At 46.5% G+C, this 22,994-nt stretch carries 18 protein-coding genes; 3 read left to right on the forward strand and 15 right to left on the reverse strand.

The genetic code is table 11. The features are described 5' to 3' along the window. Positions 1-30: 30 nt before the first annotated feature. The 5 genes from mgtE to DN062_RS06955 form a co-directional block, all read right to left on the reverse strand. Positions 31-1,389, reverse strand: a complete 1,359-nt coding sequence (mgtE, locus tag DN062_RS06935; protein ID WP_112158609.1) for a magnesium transporter — start codon at positions 1,387-1,389, stop codon at positions 31-33. Positions 1,390-1,506: 117 nt separating this feature from the next. Then, positions 1,507-2,529 carry a LysR family transcriptional regulator gene (locus DN062_RS06940; RefSeq protein WP_205126679.1) on the reverse strand — a complete coding sequence of 341 codons (1,023 nt, stop codon included), beginning with the start codon at positions 2,527-2,529 and terminating at the stop codon, positions 1,507-1,509. Positions 2,530-2,578: 49 nt separating this feature from the next. Then, positions 2,579-3,430 (reverse strand): DMT family transporter, encoded by an 852-nt coding sequence (locus tag DN062_RS06945; protein WP_112158611.1) that lies wholly within the window; start codon positions 3,428-3,430, stop codon positions 2,579-2,581. Between the two features lie 148 nt (positions 3,431-3,578). Further along, positions 3,579-4,175: a class I SAM-dependent methyltransferase gene (locus tag DN062_RS06950; protein ID WP_112158612.1), complete on the reverse strand. Its 597-nt coding sequence runs from the start codon at positions 4,173-4,175 to the stop codon at positions 3,579-3,581. A gap of 43 nt (positions 4,176-4,218) precedes the next feature. Then, complete coding sequence (locus tag DN062_RS06955) at positions 4,219-4,506, reverse strand: hypothetical protein (RefSeq protein WP_112158613.1); 288 nt, start codon at positions 4,504-4,506, stop codon at positions 4,219-4,221. A gap of 266 nt (positions 4,507-4,772) precedes the next feature. Between DN062_RS06955 and DN062_RS06960 the strand changes: the two genes are divergently transcribed. Beyond that, positions 4,773-7,436 (forward strand): diguanylate cyclase, encoded by a 2,664-nt coding sequence (locus tag DN062_RS06960; protein ID WP_112158614.1) that lies wholly within the window; start codon positions 4,773-4,775, stop codon positions 7,434-7,436. A 40-nt stretch (positions 7,437-7,476) separates the two neighbouring features. On the opposite strand, the gene DN062_RS06965 is transcribed toward DN062_RS06960, so the two are convergent. The 10 genes from DN062_RS06965 to DN062_RS07010 all read right to left on the reverse strand — a co-directional run bounded on the left by DN062_RS06965 (position 7,477) and on the right by DN062_RS07010 (position 19,448). Then, on the reverse strand, positions 7,477-8,280 hold the full coding sequence (locus DN062_RS06965; protein WP_112158615.1) for a glucose 1-dehydrogenase: 804 nt from the start codon (positions 8,278-8,280) through the stop codon (positions 7,477-7,479). Positions 8,281-8,562: 282 nt separating this feature from the next. Then, positions 8,563-9,885, reverse strand: coding sequence for a TRAP transporter large permease (locus DN062_RS06970; RefSeq protein WP_112158616.1), 1,323 nt, complete (start codon positions 9,883-9,885; stop codon positions 8,563-8,565). A gap of 67 nt (positions 9,886-9,952) precedes the next feature. Beyond that, a complete protein-coding gene (locus DN062_RS06975) occupies positions 9,953-10,480 on the reverse strand; it encodes a TRAP transporter small permease subunit (protein ID WP_112158617.1) in 528 nt (175 codons plus the stop codon). Then, entirely contained in the window at positions 10,480-11,505 is a 1,026-nt protein-coding gene (dctP, locus tag DN062_RS06980) for a TRAP transporter substrate-binding protein DctP (RefSeq protein ID WP_239995727.1), read from the reverse strand. Before dctP ends, DN062_RS06975 begins: the two co-directional genes overlap by 1 nt. 300 nt (positions 11,506-11,805) lie before the next feature. Then, positions 11,806-12,621, reverse strand: a complete 816-nt coding sequence (locus DN062_RS06985; RefSeq protein WP_112158618.1) for an adenine nucleotide alpha hydrolase family protein — start codon at positions 12,619-12,621, stop codon at positions 11,806-11,808. Continuing rightward, positions 12,611-13,861, reverse strand: coding sequence for an electron transfer flavoprotein subunit alpha/FixB family protein (locus DN062_RS06990; protein ID WP_112158619.1), 1,251 nt, complete (start codon positions 13,859-13,861; stop codon positions 12,611-12,613). Before DN062_RS06990 ends, DN062_RS06985 begins: the two co-directional genes overlap by 11 nt. Then, positions 13,858-15,777 (reverse strand): (Fe-S)-binding protein, encoded by a 1,920-nt coding sequence (locus DN062_RS06995; RefSeq protein ID WP_112158620.1) that lies wholly within the window; start codon positions 15,775-15,777, stop codon positions 13,858-13,860. Before DN062_RS06995 ends, DN062_RS06990 begins: the two co-directional genes overlap by 4 nt. A 15-nt stretch (positions 15,778-15,792) precedes the next feature. Continuing rightward, positions 15,793-17,862, reverse strand: coding sequence for a dimethylglycine demethylation protein DgcA (dgcA, locus tag DN062_RS07000; protein WP_112158621.1), 2,070 nt, complete (start codon positions 17,860-17,862; stop codon positions 15,793-15,795). Positions 17,863-17,878: 16 nt separating this feature from the next. Then, the gene (locus tag DN062_RS07005; RefSeq protein ID WP_420811664.1) at positions 17,879-18,436 is read right to left on the reverse strand and encodes a DUF5943 domain-containing protein; all 558 of its coding nucleotides are present in this window, start codon (positions 18,434-18,436) and stop codon (positions 17,879-17,881) included. A 34-nt stretch (positions 18,437-18,470) separates the two neighbouring features. Continuing rightward, the gene (locus DN062_RS07010; RefSeq protein WP_112158622.1) at positions 18,471-19,448 is read right to left on the reverse strand and encodes a dipeptidase; all 978 of its coding nucleotides are present in this window, start codon (positions 19,446-19,448) and stop codon (positions 18,471-18,473) included. Positions 19,449-19,762: 314 nt separating this feature from the next. Here DN062_RS07010 and DN062_RS07015 point away from each other — a divergent pair, with 314 nt between their 5' ends. After that, entirely contained in the window at positions 19,763-20,032 is a 270-nt protein-coding gene (locus tag DN062_RS07015) for a hypothetical protein (protein ID WP_112158623.1), read from the forward strand. A 158-nt stretch (positions 20,033-20,190) separates the two neighbouring features. Further along, positions 20,191-22,929: a cation-transporting P-type ATPase gene (locus DN062_RS07020; protein WP_112158624.1), complete on the forward strand. Its 2,739-nt coding sequence runs from the start codon at positions 20,191-20,193 to the stop codon at positions 22,927-22,929. The last annotated feature ends 65 nt before the right edge of the window (positions 22,930-22,994 follow it).

The following is a 22,994-nucleotide window of genomic DNA, read 5'->3' on the forward strand; positions in this document are numbered from 1 at the left end:
GGCGCCCTAAATAGGGCGCCTATTTACGTCTTAAACCAGAATAATGAGCGTGGCAAGCCCAAGGAAGGACAAAAAACCAATCACATCGGTAACCGTCGTTAAAACCACCGCACCCGATAGCGCTGGATCAATTTTGAGCTTTTTCAATACTAAGGGAATTAACACCCCCGCCATATTAGCAACACTCATATTGATAAAGATGGCCAGTGTAATGACCAAAGTAATCAAAATGTCACCAAACCACAGCTGCGAAATCGCTCCCACCACTAACGACCAAACCAGACCGTTACTAATGCCCACCCACAGCTCTTTATTATACAACCAGCGTTTATTGTTACCGGCAATCTGGCCCAAGGCCAAACCACGAATAACAACGGTCAGTGTTTGACTTCCTGCAATCCCTCCCATGCTTGCAACCACTGGCATCAAAATTGCGAGCGCAACGATTTGATCGAGTACCGCAGTAAACTGCCCAATTACGGCTGCGGCTAAAAACGCTGTCAATAGATTGATGCCCAACCAAACTCCTCTACTTTTTGCACTGCGCATAATCGGGGTAAAGACTTCTTCTTCGTCACTAACACCCGACATATGCTTGAGCGTCAAATCCGCATCGTCTTGGGTAATTTCCAAAACGTCGGTGGGGTTTAGCTGCCCAACCAATAAACCATCACTATCGATCACTGGTACGAAGTGCAGTTCTTTTGAGCGCAATAACGCAGCCGCATCACTGACTTTCATTCGATCATTTAGGGTAAAAGGCTCATACATATAATCATCGACAACAGCTTCTTGCGGTTGCTTGATCAAATCAATTAGGGTTAAGGTCCCGAGTAAACGTTTGTACTTGTCAGTAATCATGATTTCTTGCGACTCATCATCAAGTAGGTGATGAATTCGAATGTAACGTTGAACGGCTTCGAGTGATACGCCCTGTTTAACATTGACGGTTTCGGGATCCATATAGCGGCCGACCACGTCTTCTTCATACGCGTGCAACACTTCAACCTGCGCACGAATGTCTTCATCCAAACTCGCATAGACACTGGTTTTGATGGCTTCATCAGCAACATCTAAAACCTCGGCGACCTCCTGCGCATCCAGACCTTTAATGATTTCCTGAACATCACTTAGTGAGAGGTCTTCAACATAATCGGCTCGGATGGTTTCATCAACCTCGGCCAGCACCTCACCAATAAGATCAGAAGGCACAAACTCCCAAAGTAAGTCGCGTGTTTTAGCCGGAAAAGACTCAAGCATCCTAGCAGTATCTAAAACGTCTAACTCAACAAAAAAACCTTTTAAGCCCGTTCCATCTGCATTGTCTAACAGTTGCTGCAAATGCAGCAATTGCTCTTCTGAATGAGTAAATTTATCGTCATCACGCATGACTGGTTTCCTTAAAAATCATTTTATTGGCCAATAACTCTGTGCTAGCAACCAGCCTCATCAAGGGATCTTTGAACACCAACAATAGCATAGTGATCATGACACCTGCTCTGTTGGCTAAATACTAAACCGAGAAAAATTAATCACAGGAGTCCAGCTTTCAGCCCAAGTATGATTGGCGCTTTCCCCGGCAGACTCTAAAGATGCTGTAATAAATTCAATAAACACCCTAACCTTGGCGGGTAAATAGTCTCGCTTGGGATAAATGGCGAACACTCCACTCTCCGGCTGGGGAGGTCTGAAATAAGGATAAAGCGAAACTAAAACCCCGCTTTGCAAACCCTGTTTTGCCAGAAAATGCGGTAGTTGAGCAAAACCCAAACCATCGGCACACATATGAGCCATTGCCTCACCATCATCGGTAATATGACTAGGCTCTAATTCGTAAGGAAGATATTCTCCTTTATCATTGGGTAAAAAAATCGGCTGTAGTTGCTGTGTTTCTTTAATTCGAAAACCAATCCAACGGTGTTGCTGAAAGTCGTCCGCGCAGCGCGGTGTCCCATGCGCCTGTAAATATTGAGGTGACACACACGTCAGAAAATCCATGGGACTAAGTCGCCTTGCCACTAAACGACTATCTTTTACGAAACCCGTACGCAAAGCCACATCAATGTCGTTCTCAATAATATCTACGTGTGAATCATTGATCTCTATCTCAAGCTTAATGTCTGGATAACGCTGACAGAATCCCTGCAATAAGGGACGCAAATAAAGATGGCTATAACAAGCGGCAGAATTAATCCGCAGGGTACCGCAAGGAGATTCATTTAAATGCCTCAGCTCATCCTCGCAGGAAGCAAGGTCTTGAAGTATCTTGCGCACTGTATCGGCATAGCACTGACCAGCCGTAGTGATGCGCAACTGGCGAGTGGAGCGTTGAAAAAGGGTCAATCCAAGCTGAACTTCTAGACGACCAATAGCCTTGCTGACCGTGGATGGATCTGTATTGCAGGCTCTTGCCGCTGCTGCAAAGTTACCACTATCGCAAGTGGCTATAAATATTTCTAGTGAACGCAGTTTATCCATGAACTGAGTATAGTCGGTATTTCCATAAACTGTCCATAACAGGAATCTCATGAATAATATTCACGACTGATAGGGAGACCAGCCTATTTTTCTGGAGTTTTTAAGCTGCTTTTTTCTCTAAAATCACCAGTGCAATACCACCAAGTATCGCCACAGAGGCGACAACTAAGCGCAGACTCAAGTCCTCATTCAGTAAAAGAATCCCCCCTCCGGCCGCAATCACTGGAACACTCAATTGAACAGTGGCTGCTGTCGTTGATTTCAATGCAGGCAAGGCTGTGTACCAAATGGCATAGCCGAGTCCAGACGCCAAAGCGCCCGATGCTACTGCGTACCAAAACCCAGCGCTATCGAGCGAAAAATGCTGGAACATCAGCAGATTCAATACCAACGCAATAGGAACCGCACGAAGAAAATTCCCTGCCGTGACTCGAGTCGCATCGCCCTCCCCCTTACCGCGCAAGGAATACACGCCCCAAGCAATTCCAGCGAGTAACATCAACAGTGACCCCACTAGAGGCGGTTTAGAAATACCCGGTAAAAACAAACCAACCAAGCCACCCAACGCAAGTAAAAGCCCTATAACTTGCAACCCCCTTAGCCGTTCACCCAGCCAAAGACCATGGGTGATCATCGTTGCCTGCACCGCGCCAAAAAGAATCAGAGCGCCCATCGCAGCCGAAAGACTGATGTAAGCAAACGAAAACCCAGCCGCATAAACAACCAAGGCGGTTGCCGACAACCAATTCCCTTTGCCAATGCGGTTCGAATGCTTGCCATGTACAATTTGCACAACAAGCCATAGCATAATCGCACCAGAAACCAACCGAAGGGTGGTAAAGCTAGCGGCATCAATATTGGCATCGTTTAGAGCAAGACGATTCAGTAAAGAGTTTCCTGCGAACGCAATCATTGCCAGTAAAGTAAGTACAGCTAGGCGAGTGTTCGACATTGAGATCCCATGTACTATTTCGTTATTAGTTCATTACGGCAAGCCTTCATTAGACCAACCCCATCATCGCAAAGCATCCTGACGCCATAACGCTTAGCGTCTGGATTCGTATCTATGACACCAAGACGAGCCACCCCATCCCCTTATCTTATTCAATCATTTTTTGAGCAACAACAGAGTAGGTGTGCCAGTGTTTGCTCTTACCAATCAATGTCAGCCCCTCTGAATCATGTTCATAGACATCAATGATTTTGAAGTTTGGATCAAAAAGCGCTTCCACCTCATCACGTGTGTGAACGGTCAAATCACCGCGTTCCATTTTTGCCCAAGAATCATTCGGCCCCATAAAATGACCGCAAAAAACACCGCCAGGTACAAGTGATTGCGTAATGTTCTGCCAAGCACGCTCAAACTGGTCCGGTGGACAAAAGAACAGGCTGGAACACGCACTTACCAAAGACGATTTTGGATACTCAAATCGATCAAAGCGGCTGACTTGAGCAAATAGTCTTTGATTGAGGTGCCTGGAACAGACGTCTTCCAAGCGAGCAATGGCCGCATCACTTTTGTCATACGCATGTACCCTAAAGCCACTCTCAGCGAGAAATAAAGCGTCTCGTCCAGCGCCGCAGCCAACATCCACCGCCACTTTTGGCAGAGAAACATCAATCAATTCAAGTGCCATCTTGAGATGAGGATAAACATCTGCCGCTAAGGATCGCTGATAATACACTTGCTCATTCATACTCTAGTCTCAATAAATTAGCTCCCTCTAAGCAAATTTGTGTTTATTCATGGCTTAACCAACGCATGAACCAGCTATCAATTGCTTTCGACTCTTCAATGCTAAGCCGTTTACCTAGCTGCTGGCAACCTAGCGTTTGTGCATATAATAGCTTTGCCAAAAGATGAGTATCGAGGGGGTTATAACCCAGCTCTGTCAGCCAAGCCGCGATATACTCTAACCCTTCACTATCGACCACAGCCACTGCCTGTGCCACATGGGGCTCACTGAGCGCCCAGCTACGCAATGCTACTTCTGTTCGATGATCGGCCTCGGCAACAGCAGCAGACAATTGTGCAATCCGCTGCTTGGCACCAATCTTCGCGACTAAGCTTCATAGTACTTTCTGTTTTGATACAGGAGCGCCGTATGCAACTAGTAATCCAAGCGGAATGAACAACTAAGCCCCAGACATCAGCAAAGGAATTGCTACTGCCAGCACAGCGGCTATTAAACATGCATCACAGACCAGACAAAAAGAATCAGATATACTCATACGCTTATGCTTCTACTTATGCATTAATTGATGCTGTGAACAAAATCAACGTATGAAAAAATATGAAACTTAAATACATTTGCATTAATTTAATCGTCCTTGTTAGCCTTTTGTCGCTTGGCAAAGCAGCGTTTGCCAACACATCTGAGTCGCTAACGCCAGTTTCGGTGCAAATCAATTGGCATCATCAGTTTCAATTTGCCGGATTTTACGCAGCCATCGCTAAGGGCTATTACCAAGATGCTGGACTTGATGTGACCATTAAATCTTGGCAACCAGGCATTAATATCCGTGAGGAAGTGGTGAGCGGACGCGCAACCTTTGGAACCTCTTACTCCAGTGTGGTTGCTGATTTTATCAAAGGGCATCCGATTAAAGCGGTCATGACATCCTTTCAGTACTCTCCGATGGTACTACTATCTCAAGAGCCCATCACAGAATTAAGTCAGCTCAGCGGAAAAAATGTATCTCATTACAATAACTTACAAATTCTTGCATTATTAAACCGCGCCGAACCCGAAGTTGAAGAACCGACACAAACCTATCCACCAACAGGTAACCTAGATGACTTTATACTAGGTCGCGTCAACCTCTATGGCGCATACGAAACCAACGAGCCCTTCCAGCTCAATGAGTTGGGGGAGCGTTACTATTTAGTCAAACCTGGGGACTTTGGCATCAACAGTGCCGAAGATTTAGTGATTGTTTCACAAGAGTTTGCTACCGAAAGCCCGGATATTGTCGACCAGTTTCGCCAAGCAACTATCGCGGGTTGGCAGTACGCAGTCACTCATCAAGCGGAAATTGTCGACTATATTTTAGCAAACTATCCTGTCATCAAGAGTCGACAGGCATTACTGTTTGAAGCACGTGCCACCACTAAGTATGTCAGAACAGGTGAGATTCCGATTGGCAGCTTAGATCCAGCACGATTAATGGCCACTGCCGCTGAGTCCCGTGACGTCGGATTGATTACCGCAAAAGAGCTACAACGCTTTAATCCTGAAGATCTAATCGCAAGCAGGCCAGATGCCAACGCCCTTACCCAGGCAGAAAAGCTTTATCTTATTCAAAACCCAATCATAAAAATTGGCAACGACATTAACTGGGCTCCTTTTGAGTTTGTCGATGAACACGGTGAATTTAAGGGCATCGTAGCGGACTATTTCAAACTATTTGAACAGCGTCTAGGAGTGACGTTTCAGCCTGTGGTGGATACAAAATGGTCAAACGTCGTCAGTATGATGCAGTCGAGAGAGTTAGACATGCTCACCGCTGTAACACCCACCCCTGAGCGAAAAGCCTACCTGAATTTCACAACTTCTTATCTAAGCTTTCCCATGGTGTTAGTGGGCAATCAATCCACCCTATTTATCAATGATTATAGTGAGTTAACTGGAAAACGGGTTGCTGTGGTTCGCGACTACTGGTCACACGAGTATTTGCGCAACAACCATCCCGAGGTTGAGCTTGTTCTTGTTGATGATGTAACGGAAGGCTTGAAAGCAGTCATTAATGGCCAGGCCCTTGTCTATTCCGGAAATTTAGCCGTTATCAACTACACTCAGCAAAACCTTGGCATTACTGGGTTACAAGTGGTGGGACAGTCTAATCAGCGTTTTGAATTGGCGGTTGCAGTTCATAAAGACAACCCTCTTCTGCTCAGTATTATGCAAAAAACGTTGAATAACCTAACACCTGAAGAAAAAGGGCAAATCTACACTAACTGGATCAGCTTAGAGATGCTCACCCGCTTAGATAGGCGCCAAATTTTTTATATCACTTTAATTGTATCTGCCCTTCTGTTTTTGATGTTGGTTTGGGTGTTGATCTACCGCTTCCAGAAAAAACGCTTACAAAAGTATATCTATCAAGTGAATGACCTCTCCTATGCCAGTGCCATTGACCCAAAAACGTATAAAATTCTGTGGGTGAGCAAACGCTATCGAGAATTAACCGGCTACTCTGAAAAAGAGCTAAAAAGAATTAGCTGCACTGATGCAGCCAACCCAGAAAACATGCCTAAGGATACTCAGTCAATACTAACTCAGGTTATATCTGGAATATCTTGGACGGGCGAAGTGGAAGGTAAAACAAAACACGGTTTTGTCTATTGGGTTGAATTAACTCTTTCTCCTCAAAAAAGCATGTTTGGAGATATTCATCAAATTTTAGTCACCCGCGTAAATATTACCGATAAAAAACGGATTGAAGAGCTATCCATCAAGGATGAGCTGACAAAACTTCATAATCGTCGCTACCTGACACAAATATTTCCAGCCGAAATTAGACGAATTCAGCGCAAAAACAATCATGTTGCCTTGGCTTTATTCGACCTAGATCATTTCAAGCTAATCAATGATAACTATGGGCATGAGTTTGGTGATGACATACTAAGACGAATTGCAGGCTTGGCAACTGAGTATTTCAATCGTGGTGATGATTTTTTGTTTCGCTTAGGTGGAGAAGAGTTTTTGATCATCACCAATGATACAACTCTTGAGAATTTTGAAGCCCATCTACAGGATTTCTGTGCAGGTTTGTTCGCACTGAAAATAGAGAATCAAGGCACCGAACATGGATTTTTAACGCTCTCAATCGGAGCTGGTGTATGGCCTGCTGCAGAGGTGAGCAACTTTACGGATGTCTATGCACCACTCGATAAAGCACTCTACCAAGCGAAGCATCAAGGTCGGAATCAGGTAGTGATGGTGAAGCATGACTAAACCTAGAGCACGTACTTTTGGGCTAATTCCGATGTGAGAGTTAGGTTTTTTCTGAGGGTACGCCCGCGGAACCTGCAAGAATCCCACCATCAATATTAATCTCTGAACCCGTCATGTAGCTTGACTCATCTGCAGCAAGCATTACAGCAACTGCAGCAACCTCCTCGGGCATTCCGAATCGTCTGAGCGGCGTATCCTGTACAAACATCGCCATATTTGCCTCTCGATCGGGTCCAGAACCAAGCATTGGCTCCCACATCGGTGTGAGTATTGCGGCTGGATGAATAGAGTTGCAGCGAACTTTCATGCCTTGCTCAGCACAATAAAGGGCAACGCTTTTGGTGTGGTTGCGCACAGCGGCTTTACTGGAAGCATAAGCGGCAGCAGCAGGGATGCCGACGAGACCTGAGCGGGAGGATATATTAATTATCGAACCGCTTCCAGTAACGCGCATCGCCCGAATAGCATACTTACACCCCAAAAACACGCCGTCGAGATTTGTTTCGTGAACAGAACGCCAGGCTTCCAACGTCGCATGCTCGGGATCATGAGGTTCAAAGCTTTCCTCAAACCCAGTAATGCCAGCATTATTGACGACGATATCCAACCTACCGTGAGTCTCAATAATGGAGTCTGTGATGTCACTCCAAGCTTTTTCATTTCGAACATCCAAGAAGACGAACGAAGCTGATGAACCAATCGCTTGAGCAACGATTAGGCCATTGGTCAGGTCGATATCTGTGACGTACACAAACGCCCCTTCTGCCGCATAGGCTTTGGCAATGGACTCGCCAATGCCACGTGCAGCACCCGTGATTAGGGCAACTTTATTTTTTAAACGCATACTTTATTTTCCTTATCCCTAACGAACCCAGTATTTTTCAGTTTTCATTTCGCCCTTCGCGATAGACGTTTTTACCAATGGCTTTCAATATAGCACACCGCAAATCAATAGATTGGGTCACTCAAATATATCCTTACGTAGCTTGAATCGCAAAAAGTGATAACAGGCTTGATAGGATAGAATGAAAAATGAGCTCGAAATACATTTTTGTGAGTCTGGTATTGTCTATAAACAAAAACGCCCCAAATAAGGGGCGTTTGAGTCAACACTATGTCAATTTAGCTAACTGTAAATCAAATTCGGTAGCCAAAGTGCAATTTGTGGGAAGTAAAGGATCAATGCCAAGCCTAACATTTGCAACAAGATGAACGGAATAACCGCAAGGTAAAGATCGTAAATCGTCACAGATGGCGGTGCCACCGATCGCATATAAAATAGATTATACCCAAAGGGTGGCGTTAAATAGGCCGTTTGCATACTCACGATGAACAGGATCGCAAACCACACAGGATCGAAGCCTAAAAACTCAACAATCGGTACAAACAAAGGAACGGTGATAAATACGATGGCGAAGTCATCTAGGAACATACCCAGTACAAAGTAGCAGGCCAACATTGCCAGAATAACCATCATCGGCGCTAAATCATAATCGTCGATCAAGTCTTGCAGCAAGAAACCAGCACCTAATCCAATGTAAACTTTACTGAAGAAGAGCGCTGTCAAGGTGATCCAAATTAACATCCCCATTAATTTGGTGGTGTCCATTAAGACATCTTTTAGCATTTTCCAAGTTAAGGTTCGGTAGACCGCCGCACAAATAATCGCACCCGCTGCACCTATCGCAGACGCCTCTGTCGGTGAGGTTAATCCCAAGATGATGCAAAGTAAAACGGCTGTTATTAACGATCCAGGAAGAATCAGCGCTTTTAACGAGAGAAGTTTACCCTTCCAATCCACTTGCTCTTTAACGGCGAGAGGCGGTGCGATTTTTGGGTTAATTCGACTGATAATAAGAATATAGAGAATATAAAGACCTGCCAGCATCAGACCTGGCATTAAGCCAGCTGCGAAGAGCTTTCCGATCGATTCTTTCGCCAAAAAGGCATACAGGATCATCAAGACACTCGGAGGTATCAAAAAGCCGAGCGCCCCCCCCGCCATTATGGTACCCGTCGCTAATTTTTTACTGTAGCCTCGTTTAAGCATTGCGGGTAACGCAATAACGCCAAGACTCACCGTCGCAGCACCGGAAACACCCGCCATGGCTGCAATCAATGCACACAGAATAATAGTACCTACACCCAATCCACCTGGCTGAGCCCCCATGAGTTTATTCATCATTTCGAATAAATCATCGGTAATACCTGAGCGCTCTAGCATTAGCCCCATGAAAATAAACATGGGTAAAGCAACGAGAATGAAGTTATCCATTGAGGAAAAAGCACTGATCGTAAGCAGATCTAATGCACCAGCACCCCAAAGAAAATACGCAAACCCCATACCGACGGTTAGCAATGCCCATGATAAGGGCGTCCCCAACATGAGCATGACGAACATTGCGCCAAACATGCCAAGGGTTATTATTAAAGGATCTATATCTGACACGGAGAGTACCCTTCTAAATTGTCAGAGGGTGTTAGTAACACACCCTTCTCTGCTAATACACTCGACTTCATGACTCGACGCAGGCATTACAAGGTAAATTCAAGGCCACACAAATGTCACGAATCAAATGTGCCAAACTCTGCAGAGCAATAAGACCTACTGCAACTGGAAGCACTGTTTTAAATGGATAGATGGGTGGAGCCCAAGTACTTTTGGAGGATAATTCTTTGTTTTGCCAAGATTCGTAGGCAAAATCAACGGATGCATAAAAGAAAACAACCAATACGAATAAAACAACCAAACCTGTAATGACATCTAGAATCGCACGACCTCGTCGTGAGAATAGGTTATACAACGCTTCACTTCGAACATGGCCCTGATAACGGTGCGTGTAAGTACCTGCCAAAACGCAAAATGTACCATACAACATCGTGCTTAGTTCATGTGCCCATGAGGTAGGACTAACGAAGAAATAACGGGCGACTATTTCATAGAGCAACACCAAAATCAAAGCAAGGCACATCCAAGAGACGGCCTTGCCCACGATTTCAGAGAGTCTATCAACCCAGCTAACTAAGTGACAGACCGAAAGCATCAGGCACGTCCTGTTGCTTTCGCAGATTCTTTAAGAATGTCGATCGCTTTCTTATTGCGATCAGATTTTGCGGCCTCATCTTCCCAGATCACTTCAGCGGCTTTACGCAGACGCGCTGAGTCCTCAGGAGGAAGACTGTTCATGACGAAGTGACCGGTTGCCCCTGCATCAATTGAACCACTGACCATCCAAGTGTGCATATGAGCGGCATGTTTTTCATACGCAAGTTCAATCACTTTGCGTTCTTCATCGGTCATTTTCTTCCAAACATCCATATTAACCAGAATCTGATCACAGTAGCCAGGGTACACCATGCCGATAGAAGTGTAATGATTTGCGACTTCAAAGAGTTTCATGCCTACGTATTCATTGGTGCCGGCGTAGATCACACCATCAATAGTACCTGTGCTCAAGCCGACATAAAGCTCTGAACCTGGCAAGAAAACGGTTGGAATATCAAACTGCTGAAGGATACGTGCAATTGCAGGTGTTGCACGAATACGCATGTTTTTCAGATCATCAAGGCTGTTAACGGGTTGTTTGGTTAACAGGTCGAATGGGCCACCCATGATAGGCCCTAAGTAATGAACATTGTGTTCAGCGTAGGCTTCACGTACTAAATCGATCAGCCCTTTCGTACGATATACATACTGAGCCTCATCGTGATTCGTCCAAGCACCCGGTAAACCTGATTCAATACCGGCAATGTCCAACTGACCCGGCCAGTAGCCTGCGTAACCTTGACACATGTCGATGGTACCACGGCTTACAGCTTGGAACATTTCAGCATCAGGAACTAAAGAACTACCAGTGAAATGACGAACACGCAATGAACCATCAGATGCAGTACGAACATCATCGCCAAAGGAACTGAAAATATCAGAAGCTTCACGGCCCCAGTAAGTCTGCATACGCAGGTTAGTCGTCGCTAACGCGGCAGTCGAAGTCATAGCTAAAGGAGCAGCAACTGCACCAGCGGCGGCGGCTTTAAGAAGATTACGTCTATTCATATTGGGTTTGCTCATATTTGCTACCTTGTGATTGTTGTTATGGGGCAATGCGTTATTCGAAATAACACTGTTTTTGTTATAGAAATTAACAAAAGCATTTTGAGTTTAGACCAGCCTTACTTGTTTTAAAAGCAGGCCACTTTTTATGTCTATTCACTTTAGACCGCTAACACTATTCAGGTCTTGTCAAATTCTCCGGTTTTTTTTGCAAATTCTACGTCTAAACCAACATATCGCCAAAACTGTGGCCATCAGTGCCAGCGGGTCTTTTTCTTTAAGCTCGAATATTTGTGAAATAAGCCACAACCTACCAACTCAGGTTTTGAGTACTCCTTCCTCCTTCAGTACTTTTAAAATTGCTACAGCTCCCTCCTCGGCTGAAACAGATGTAAGCACCTGGCCCCCTGTCCCCTCTGCTTTCGCAGCCGCCGCTTTGAAACGATCTCGGGCAGACGTAGCTTTTATAATTTTCAAACGCTTTGGACGTTTTCGAGCAGGTTGGTAATGCCATTGCTCTGTTGCATCGTCTTCTGCTGCATCAGTCACGACACAATTAATGAAGCCACGCGATGCTTTAGCATAAGCGACTTGTCTTGCCACAGGTGATGCTGTATCCACCGCCAGAATTGCAGGCAATACTACCTCGATCCGACGACGCTGCCCCCTCGGCAAAGCCTGCAGCACGACTGCTAGTGTAGCGGTAACCTCTTCAATCACGGCAACATTCGAAACCAGAGTATAGCCTAGCGCATCAGCTAACTGATAAGGCACAAGTCCAGAGCTTTCACCTAGTTCCGCTCGACTACCGCATAAGATTAATGAAGATGGACTGTTATCTAAAAAGCCTGATAGTGCGGGAACAATATCATTTTGCTCCGATTGCCGTAACACTTTTAGCTCAGAGACTCCCATCCCCAGATAACCGCGCAGAGCCGGCTCTGTCGAATCGTTAAGGGGACCAGCATAGATCACTCGCGGCTCAGAATCAGACAAACCCAGCGCCATTTCTAAGGCGCGGGCGTCTTGGTCCGCACGTCGAAGCCGTCCAGTGACGGGGTGTTTTCCAATCGAAACCAGTACTGTGACAGACACTTCATCGCTCGAATGCAACCTAGCAAGATTACGCGACATTTTGCACCTCCTCTTGACGCTGCTGTAACTGATCCAGCATAGATTGAATGAGTTCAGACGAGTCGACAATTACAGCAAGATCCGCGCGTTTAATCATGTCACAGCCAGGATCTGTATTAATTGCAATCACTTTGTCGCAGGCTTGGATACCTTGTAAGTGTTGAATGGCCCCAGAAATTCCTATAGCGAGATAGACTCTTGCGGTGACCCAAGTTCCTGTCGCACCAACTTGGCGATCACGTGGCATGTGGCCATCGTCAACCGCAACACGAGACGCCCCTTCCGTTGCTCCTAAACGCCTAGCCAACTCATGGAACGCATCCCAGTTAGCAATCCCTTTACCCCCAGAAAGGATAAACTCAGCCTCTGATAACGCCACTTTTGCAGGATCAACTGAGACGGCTCCGAGGTTGCGAATTCGCTTAATCACATCGACTGCATTAATTGCTTGGTCAATAGGCTTGGCTTCATGACGAGTATCCGACACAGGCTCAGCACACTCCGCTAATGCCAAAATCACTCGACTCACAGGTCGGTAGAGGTCGCTGGTACCACCGGATGCTCGACAAGTCGCAATTAGAGTATCTAGATCCAACTGCCATACGTTGCTCGTTGCTCTCACCTTCAATTTAACCGACAAGCGTCGACCTAAGTCCGCACTTATTGAGGTTTGTTCTGGAAATAGCCAATAGAGTGGATTAAATTCACGCTCAATGGCTGTTAATTGTTGCAAATGCGCTTCGGGATCATAATCGCTGAATTCCGATGCATCAGCAAAATACACACGATCCATGCCAATCTCGCCCAAGGCCGTATCCTTGAGCGGACTCAAAATGACGCCAAGTACGGCCGTTGTCTCAGAGTGTTTAGATGCCAGTTGTTGAGCTAGGCCAAACAGGTCTTTGTCTTGCGCAGAAAAGCGCCCTCCGGGCAACTCCGGTACAACAACTATATAATCGCTAGGCGCATTGATCTGAATAAAACGCCTTGAGTCTATATCGACCTGAACCTTCACAGACGTCTGCTGGCTCGACTGCAATCCACTTCGATCAATTCGGCGCAAGCCAGAAGGCCCAATAAAACCAACTAGATGAGGATTTTTACGCTTAACACCCGTCGGGCCTATCCACTCACTCATGATACCCGTTGCATGTGTGAGCGCATATGTTGAATGTTCAGGATGCAAACGATTTCTCAGAATCCACTCACTTCGAGGATCTCGCCGCTTAATATCGTTCATGCTCGCGTCTCCTCTTCAATTAAGGATTGGGCGACTAGTTCTGCAATATCCAGCACTTGTGGCCGTGGCTCCACAACACCTTCCAGCATCGCGGTGCATTGCGGACATCCAACAGCGACAACATTAGCGCCTGATGCTTTAATATCGTCCATGCGCATATCCGGTATCCGTTGCTTGCCCGGAATATCGGTAATCGGCGCACCTCCTCCTCCGCCACAACAGCGGGATCTAAAACCAGATCGCGTCATTTCAACACGGTCAATTCCCAAAGCATCCAACAACTGCCGCGGAGCGTCATATTCACCGTTATAGCGCCCCAAATAACAGGGATCGTGATAGGTAACGCGTCCGCCTACCCAGTCTTTGAGGGACAGCTGTTTATCTCGATACAAGCGCTCCATAAAGGTTGTGTGGTGATACACCACGTACTCTCCACCCAGTTCTGGGTACTCATTCTTCAACACATGGAAGCTATGAGGATCACAGGTGACAATGCTGCGAAATGAGTATTGCTGCAGTGTATGAATATTCAGCTTTGCTAAGTGCTGAAACGTCGCTTCATCCCCTAAACGCCTGGCAACATCGCCTGAATCACGCTCTTCATTGCCCAGCACTGCAAACTGCACACCTGCAGAGCGGAGGACCTTAATAAAGGCTCTAAGCGTCCGTTGATTGCGCATATCAAATGCGCCATCGCCCAACCAAAGCAACACATCTGTACGTTTGACGTCAGCCAGTATTGGCAGGTTAAGATCAGCCGCCCAATTCATACGGCTGCCTGGATTAAACCCACCGGGATTATCAGTGGCGATTAAGTTTTCCAAAACTTCAGCGCCCTTGTTTGGCGTCTGTCCACGTTCAAGAGTTAAGTGACGGCGCATATCAACGATGGCATCCACGTGCTCAATCATCATTGGGCACTCTTCAACACAGGCGCGACAGGTCGTACAAGCCCAGAGCGTATCTGCATCTAGCAGTCCTTTTCCTTCTCGTGCAACAATGGCTTGAAAAGGGCCTCCTTTATGCTCGCCCAGCGGTTTGCCGGGATAAGGGGAACCGCTGTAACTAGCATCACTGCCGCCGGCCAGCCCTACGACCATATCTTGAATCAGTTTTTTAGGGTTTAATGGCTGACCAGCTGCAAAGGCTGGGCACACGGCCTCGCAACGACCACATTGCACGCACGCATCAAATCCAAGCAATTGATTCCAAGTAAAATCGGTCGGTTTTTCAACACCCAAGGGGGCTTGAGCATCATCAAAATTTAACGCTTTCAGCCCTGTGGAACGCCCACCGCCAAAACGCTCGGATCGACGGTGAAACGCCAGATGAAGTGCCCCTGCGAACGCATGCTTCATTGGCCCTCCCCAGGTCATACCAATGAACATTTCAGCAAGTCCCCATACAATCCCCGCCGTTAGAAGGGCCGCTAAAACGACACCGCCAAAACCTTCAGGCAAAAGACCTACAGCAGGCAAGCTCAAGATCAAAAAGCTGATGGCAAACACCATTAAACTTTTTGGTAAGCGCATCCATGCACCTTTCGATAAGCGGTCCGGTGGTGATTGACGACGTTTAGCAACTCGCACAGCCCCAATCAACATAGCGCCTGATGCGGCCAATAGCAGCCACGCCAAGAGTTTGCTTTCCCAAGCAAAGCCATGAAGCAAAATGGCCAATACCGATGCCAATACAAAACCACCTGCCGTGGCTACGTGTGTATTGGAAATATAACGGTCACGTTCAACCACATGATGCAAATCGACCAGGTAGCGTTTGGGCATCGCACGTATGCCAGCCCAAACGTTCACATTTGAAGCGCGCCCTCTCAACCATAGGCGTGCACGCCGCAAAGCACCCACTACAGCCAGAAGAATAGCCACGGCCAACAGCCAAGGCATCAGACTCGTCAACATAGACCTTCCCCTAACTTAAAAGTCTTTACATAAACGCAAAGCATCATATATAGCTGCATGCGTATTACGAGGCGCGGTACAGTCACCAATTCGGAACAGAAGAAACGCGGCCCCTTGAGTTGACTCACTTAAGCAAGGCTGAGGTTTGATGGCATACAGTGCATCGACATCGATCTGCCCCTTGTTAAGGGACTGATGCTTGAGTGCATAATAAAGTGCTTCATCAGGTCGAACGCCATTTTCAACCACAACTTGGTCCACAACTCGTTCTTCCATCTGCCCGGTGTATTCATTCTCTAAAACAGCCACCAACTGATCGCCTTCGCGGTAGACTTTATGCAGCGCCAAGTCAGATGTCATGATCACTTCTTTTGCATAAAGGCTGCGGTAATAGGTTGGAAAGGTCGTGCCCCCTACAGCCGCTCCTGGCTTAATATCATCAGTAACGAGTTCAACCTTTGCTCCTTTTTCAGACAAAAAGTCTGCAACGGACATCCCACTGAACTCACAAATTGTGTCGTAGACCAGCACGTTTTTACCTGGGGCTACTTTGCCATCAAGAACATCCCAGCTACTGACCACCAGCCCTTCTTCTGCACCCCACTCAGGCACCTGTTCCAAGAAAGGACGACCGCCCACCGCTAAAATGACGATATCTGGATTTAAGTCTTTGATTGCTTCTTCATTGGCGTAGGTTTCTAAACGCACATCCACGTTTAATCGAGCCAGTTCCAATTGGTACCAACGTGTAATACCGGCCATTTGATCACGCTGCGGCGCTTTAGCAGCGATGCTAATTTGCCCACCCAACTGCTCTTTGGCTTCAAACAACGTGACCGAGTGACCGCGCTCAGCAGCAACGCGAGCGGCTTCCATTCCAGCAGGACCACCGCCAACGATCACGATTTTACGTAATGAGCCTTGCGTTTTTTCAATAATATGCGGTAAGCCCATGTACTCTCGAGACGTCGCCGCATTTTGAATGCACAGTACATCAAGCCCTTGGTACTGACGATCAATACAATAGTTTGCGCCAACACATTGACGAATCTGATCCACTTGCCCCATTTTGATTTTTGCAATGATATGAGGGTCTGCAATGTGCGCACGTGTCATGCCCACCATATCGACATAACCGCCTTCCAATATGCGTTGCGCTTGATTAGGATCTTTGATGTTTTGGGCATGGATGACTGGGGCTTTCACAACCTCTTTGATGCCTGCAGCCAAATGCAAAAATGGCTCAGGTGGGTAAGACATGTTGGGAATCACATTGGCAAGGGTGTTATGTGTATCACATCCTGAACCTATGACACCAAAAAAGTCGACCATACCCGTTGCATCGTAATAGGCGGCAATTTGTTTCATGTCATCGTGTGTTAGGCCATCTGGATGAAATTCATCACCACAAATTCGCATACCCACAACAAAATCATTACCCACCTCAGCACGCACGGCTTTTAAGACTTCTAGGCCAAAACGCATGCGGTTTTCAAAGCTTCCTCCCCATTGATCCGTGCGCTTATTCACGCGGGGACTCCAAAACTGATCAATTAAGTGCTGATGCACTGCAGACAGTTCAACGCCATCCAGTCCACCCTCTTTAGCACGTCGAGCGGCTTGAGCGTAGTCCCCAATAATGCGTGTAATTTCTTCATCTTCAATCGTTTTACAGGTGGATCTATGCACCGGCTCTCGAATCCCAGATGGAGACAAGAGTGTCGACCAATGATACCCATCCCAGCGAGAACGACGTCCCATATGGGTAATTTGGATCATGATTTTGCCGCCATGCTTATGGACAGCATCCGCTAAGTTTTGAAAGTGCGGAATAATACGATCGGTTGCTAAATTCACCGAACTCCACCAAGCTTGAGGACTATCGATGGAGACCACCGAGGAGCCGCCGCAAATACAAAGCCCGCAGCCTCCTTTCGCTTTTTCTTCATAATATTGAACATAACGTTCAGTCGTCATACCGCCATCGGTTGCATAGACTTCTGCATGGGCGGTACTGACCACACGGTTGCGTATTGTCAGCTTACCTATCTGAATCGGTTGAAACATTGCATCGAATTGAGACATCTCTAACTCCTAATCTTCAGACAGACTGTGCAAGCGGACGTGTGATGAAATAGCCAACCTCGTGACCGTCTTCTGCAGCACTTTGAATCTGCTCGGCTTCGGTTCGTAAAGGAGAGCCTAAGGACGATAAAATTTGGTCCATCGCGCCAGCAAACCATCCTGTGAACATATACTCAATTTTTCGATTCACTTTTCCGTAGTGATAAACAAAGGCTGAATGCTCAAGACGCACTTTGCAGTAACCGCCCTCAAGATCCATTTCCTCTGTGATAAATAATCCCCAGCCTCTTTGCGACAAACGCTTCATATAATGTTCGAAGACATCCACGCCCTCTAAACCATGTAACTGCGCTTCTTTCTCACACCAGTGCCATGCACTTTTGTAGCCAGCCTTGTACAAAATTTCAGCATAGCGCTCAGGGCCAAGCTCTTCTTCAATAGCCTGATGGTTATTAATAAAAAAATGTCTAGGAACGTACAGCATGGGCAAGGCATCACTTGTCCAAACACCTGTTTCTGAGTCAACTTCAATTGGAAGTGCGGGAGCTACTTTTGCCACGGTTTCACCTGTCATTCAAAATAGTTATAAAAGAGTTAATGATCGGGTCTTAAGCGCCCCAGACATCCTTTAAGACTCGTACCCAGTTTTCTCCCATGATCTTACGCACCTGAGCTTCAGTCATTCCGCGCTTAAGCAAGGTTTCAGTCAGGTTAGGAAACTCACCAATAGTGCGAATACCCAAAGGATTTACAATTTTTCCAAAGCGGGTCAGGCGACGTGCGTAGCCTTTATCGTGCGTAAGCCATTCGAAAAATGCTTGATCATGGCCTTGAGTGAAATCCGTTCCGATCCCGATGGCATCTTCACCGACGATGTTCATTACATACTCGATGGCTTCTGCATAATCATCAATGGTTGAATCGATGCCTTTTTTAAGGAAAGGCGCGAACATAGTGACACCCACAAAACCACCGTGGTCTGCGATAAACTTGAGCTCTTCATCCGATTTATTTCGAGGATGCTCTTTTAATCCTGAAGGGAGGCAGTGGGAGTAACAAACAGGCTTTTTGGATGCGAGTATCACTTCTTCCGACGTTTTGGAGCCAACATGAGACAAGTCACACATAATGCCCACACGATTCATCTCGGCGACCACTTCGTGACCAAAACCTGACAAACCGCCATCTCGCTCGTAACAACCCGTCCCAACTAGGTTTTGCGTGTTGTAACACATTTGCACAATACCGACGCCGAGGTTCTTAAAAATCTCGACATAGCCAAGCTGATCCTCAAAGGCATGGGCATTTTGAAAACTCATAATAATGCCCGTTTTACCTGCCGCTTTAGCCGCATGAATATCTGCAGTGGTTTTGACGGGTATAACTAAATCATCATTTTCACGCAGAAGTTTATTGGTTTCAGCGATGTTATTGACCGTTGCCTGAAACCCTTCCCAGACTGACACTGTACAACTTGCAGCAGTCAGCCCACCTTTGCGCATGTCTTCAAACAGTTCTCGGTTCCACTTCGCGATAATTAATCCATCGATAACGATAGCATCTTGGTGCAGTTCTGCCGCTGTCATGAGCTTACTCCGAATTAACAGGCTTATAAGGCTTTTTATTGATAAGCAGAATAGCCCTACGGACTTTACGATGACCCTATGGAAGCGACGGACATCAGTCTAAAAACGTCAACGAATACCTATTTACGACTTCAAAGATGAATCTAATCAACGGGCGTAGCTGTGCAGTTGCAGCATGAGATAAATAGGTGATCCTTTGTTTTTTATTGAAATAACATCCAGTAAATTGACTCGCACTCTACGAATTCTTTTCTATCCTTAAGAGAGGTTATTGGCTTTCCGTTATTAAAATAAAATTTTGGAGGTACCGAGCCATGTTAACGTACAGTGAGTGTCTAGCCATGTGCGATTTGACTGACGAGGAAATCGAAGCAATCGCCGAACACGAGCATATAGAACCTATGATTGCAGTCGCCTTAGGGCAATACTTAGTTGAACATAATGAAGAGATCGAAATCAGGCGCTTCATTATGGACGACATCGAAATTGCCAAACAATGTGGCGATCTTGGTAAAATGGTTGTTCGACAACATACGTTGGTTCAATTCATCCAAACACATCCAGAGGCATGTAGGTCTTCATAATAAACGGGTTAACAATACTTCAACCTTTCATCATCAAAACTGATAGTTGCCAGGGCTACTGCATCATTAGCAGTGGCTTTTTTTTGTGTTTTTAGACATTTTTGTAGGTGTTTTCCATGATAGACTGAGGTTAATTATGGCGTTCTGGGAGTCACCACATGAAACACCTGCAAAGCGATCTATGGCATCACCTAACCGAAGAGGATGTGTTTAATACCATCAATAGTGACAAGCTAAGCGGCCTAACACATACCGAGGTTGAAGAAAGGTTACGACTGTTTGGACCCAACACCATTTCAGGACAAGCGTCTATTTCATCGTTTAAACGCTTACTGCTTCAATTCCATAATCCTTTAATTTATATCCTTCTGTTTGCGACGGCTGTTACCTTATTTTTAGGTGAATATGTCGACTCAGGCGTCATCTTTGGTGTGGTATTGATTAATGCTGCTATCGGTTTTGTACAGGAATCAAAAGCCGAAGAAGCCATCAACTCCTTAAAAGGCATGCTATCGTCAACCGCAACCGTCTTACGAGATGGTGAAAAACATACTATCCCTGCTTCGGATGTTGTCCCTGGCGATATCGTTTTTTTAGCGTCTGGTGATAAGGTTCCAGCCGATATGCGAATCTTTGATTGCCGAGATTTGCAGATTGATGAATCCACCCTAACTGGCGAGTCGGTTTCCTCCAGCAAATCCAGAGTGACTCTGGACAAAGAGACCGTCTTAGCGGATCGAGAAAACATGGCCTTTGCGGGGACACTCGTCACCTACGGTGGCGGCAAGGGCGTTATTACGGCGACGGGCGATCACACTGAAACGGGCAAAATTGCAGACATGATCGCGCAAGCTACCAGTATCGACACGCCCTTAACGCGTAAAATACATGAATTTAGTAAACTTTTGTTATGGGTCATTCTGCTGCTGGCGGGTGTTACCTTTGGTGTCGGTTTGCTGTACGGGCTTGAAGCCAGTGAGACCTTTATGGCAGCTGTTGCCTTGGCCGTAGCGGCAATCCCTGAAGGCTTACCCGCAGTCGTGACGATTACACTGGCCATTGGTGTGCAGCGCATGGCAAAACGTAACGCCATTATCCGCACCCTATCTGCCGTCGAAACCTTAGGGTCTACAACGGTCATTTGTTCGGATAAAACCGGCACCTTGACCGAAAACCAAATGACCGTCCAAAAAATATTCAGTGGTGGCCGTGATTACACCGTCAGTGGAACAGGTTACCAACCCCAAGGCGAGCTATCAACGCCCGACAAGAGCCCTTTTAAGCTCAGTGATAATTTTGCCCTCACCCACTGCCTCAGGGCGGGTCTAATCAGCAACGACTCAAAACTCATTGAAAAGGAGAAACGTTGGACAGTACAAGGCGACCCTACTGAAGGCTCACTGATTGCCTGCGCATTCAAAGCGGGCTTAGATCTAAAGACCTGTGAAAAAACCTTCCCTAGAATTGACACGATTCCCTTTGAATCTGATCGACAATACATGGCGACACTGCATCAGGATCAGGAGTGCAACCGTCTCTACTTAAAAGGCTCAGTTGAACAGGTCGTGGCTCGGTGTAAAACCATGATGGATGCTGATGGACAGTTAGTGCCATTGGATCCAGAGATCATTACCGAACATATCCATACCTTTGCGGCGGCTGGATTGCGGGTCCTCGCCTTTGCCACGGAAGAACTACCCAAGGAAGAGAAATCGTTAGACGCTTTCAATCAACGGGAGCCTGATCAGGCTTTGATCTTTCTAGGCCTTCAAGCCATGATTGACCCACCACGACAAGAGGCTATTCATGCAGTAGACGCCTGTCATAAGGCCGGCATTAACGTCAAAATGATCACAGGCGATCATGCGCTTACTGCTAAGGCCATCGCGACTAAAATTGGTATCATCCGTGATTCAAATTCCAATGGACAGGTGGTACTAACAGGCAAAGAACTATCCGAAATGAGCGATCACAAATTGCTCGAATGCGCTGAAACTGTTTCTGTTTTTGCACGTGTTGCACCTGAGCAGAAGCTCAAACTGGTGACAGCCTTGCAGGCTAAAGGACATGTTGTTGCCATGACCGGCGATGGCGTCAATGATGCCCCTGCACTGAAGCAAGCCGATATAGGAATCGCCATGGGAATCAGTGGCACCGAGGTCTCAAAAGAGGCGTCTGACATGGTGCTCACGGACGATAACTTCTCATCGATTGAAGCGGCGGTCGAAGAAGGGCGAAACGTCTTTGACAATCTATTGAAATTTATTACTTGGATTTTACCCACGAACCTTGGCCAAGGCTTGGTCATCATGGTCGCCATTCTATTTGGTGTCACCCTTCCGGTTCTCCCGGTTCAAGCTCTTTGGCTGAACATGACCACTGCCGTATTCTTAGGTTTAATGCTGGCCTTTGAGCCGAAAGAGTCGGGCATCATGCAACGCTCACCGCGCTCGCCAGATGCACCTTTGTTGTCCGGCGAGATTATCTATCGAATCTTTTCTGTCAGTACGTTGCTGTTGATTGGTGCGTTTGGTTTATTTCAATGGTCACAAATGATGGGAGCATCTATAGAGGAGTCTAGAACCCTGGCAGTGACCCTTTTTGTCGTCGTGCAGAGCTTTTTCCTTCTGAATTGTCGCTCAATGACACACAGTATTTTCACGACATCTATGTCGTCGAATCTCTGGATTTGGGGCGGGATCTGCGCGATGCTCTTCTCACAACTGCTGTTCATTTATACCCCCTTGATGAACACGCTGTTCCAAAGCGCTCCATTAAGTCTCAACCAATGGATGATCATGCTTGCCTACGGCGCATTTGTGCTTTGTTTAGTGGAGATCGAAAAAGCGTTTTGGCGCAGGAAAACACTTAAGAAATCGAACAAGGGCGTTAAATAACAGGGTATGAATGAACTGGATCATGCCCCCTTAATAGGAGGCATGATCCAGATTATCGCAAGATG

The sequence above is a fragment of the Nitrincola tibetensis genome, from assembly GCF_003284585.1.
GTDB lineage: Bacteria > Pseudomonadota > Gammaproteobacteria > Pseudomonadales > Balneatricaceae > Nitrincola > Nitrincola tibetensis.

Bases quoted from the DNA above. Each gene is read 5' to 3' on its own strand.
- DN062_RS07015 (WP_112158623.1), top strand. From the start codon at position 19,763: ATGTTAACGTACAGTGAGTGTCTAGCCATGTGCGATTTGACTGACGAG.
- DN062_RS06975 (WP_112158617.1), bottom strand. From the start codon at position 10,480: ATGCTTTCGGTCTGTCACTTAGTTAGCTGGGTTGATAGACTCTCTGAA.
- dgcA (WP_112158621.1), bottom strand. From the start codon at position 17,862: ATGTCTCAATTCGATGCAATGTTTCAACCGATTCAGATAGGTAAGCTG.
- DN062_RS06960 (WP_112158614.1), top strand. From the start codon at position 4,773: ATGAAACTTAAATACATTTGCATTAATTTAATCGTCCTTGTTAGCCTT.
- DN062_RS06950 (WP_112158612.1), bottom strand. From the start codon at position 4,175: ATGAATGAGCAAGTGTATTATCAGCGATCCTTAGCGGCAGATGTTTAT.
- DN062_RS06995 (WP_112158620.1), bottom strand. From the start codon at position 15,777: ATGTTGACGAGTCTGATGCCTTGGCTGTTGGCCGTGGCTATTCTTCTG.
- DN062_RS07010 (WP_112158622.1), bottom strand. From the start codon at position 19,448: ATGACAGCGGCAGAACTGCACCAAGATGCTATCGTTATCGATGGATTA.
- DN062_RS06940 (WP_205126679.1), bottom strand. From the start codon at position 2,529: ATGAGATTCCTGTTATGGACAGTTTATGGAAATACCGACTATACTCAG.
- DN062_RS07020 (WP_112158624.1), top strand. From the start codon at position 20,191: ATGAAACACCTGCAAAGCGATCTATGGCATCACCTAACCGAAGAGGAT.
- DN062_RS06965 (WP_112158615.1), bottom strand. From the start codon at position 8,280: ATGCGTTTAAAAAATAAAGTTGCCCTAATCACGGGTGCTGCACGTGGC.
- mgtE (WP_112158609.1), bottom strand. From the start codon at position 1,389: ATGCGTGATGACGATAAATTTACTCATTCAGAAGAGCAATTGCTGCAT.
- dctP (WP_239995727.1), bottom strand. From the start codon at position 11,505: ATGAGCAAACCCAATATGAATAGACGTAATCTTCTTAAAGCCGCCGCC.
- DN062_RS06990 (WP_112158619.1), bottom strand. From the start codon at position 13,861: ATGAACGATATTAAGCGGCGAGATCCTCGAAGTGAGTGGATTCTGAGA.
- DN062_RS06985 (WP_112158618.1), bottom strand. From the start codon at position 12,621: ATGTCGCGTAATCTTGCTAGGTTGCATTCGAGCGATGAAGTGTCTGTC.
- DN062_RS06945 (WP_112158611.1), bottom strand. From the start codon at position 3,430: ATGTCGAACACTCGCCTAGCTGTACTTACTTTACTGGCAATGATTGCG.
- DN062_RS07005 (WP_420811664.1), bottom strand. From the start codon at position 18,436: ATGACAGGTGAAACCGTGGCAAAAGTAGCTCCCGCACTTCCAATTGAA.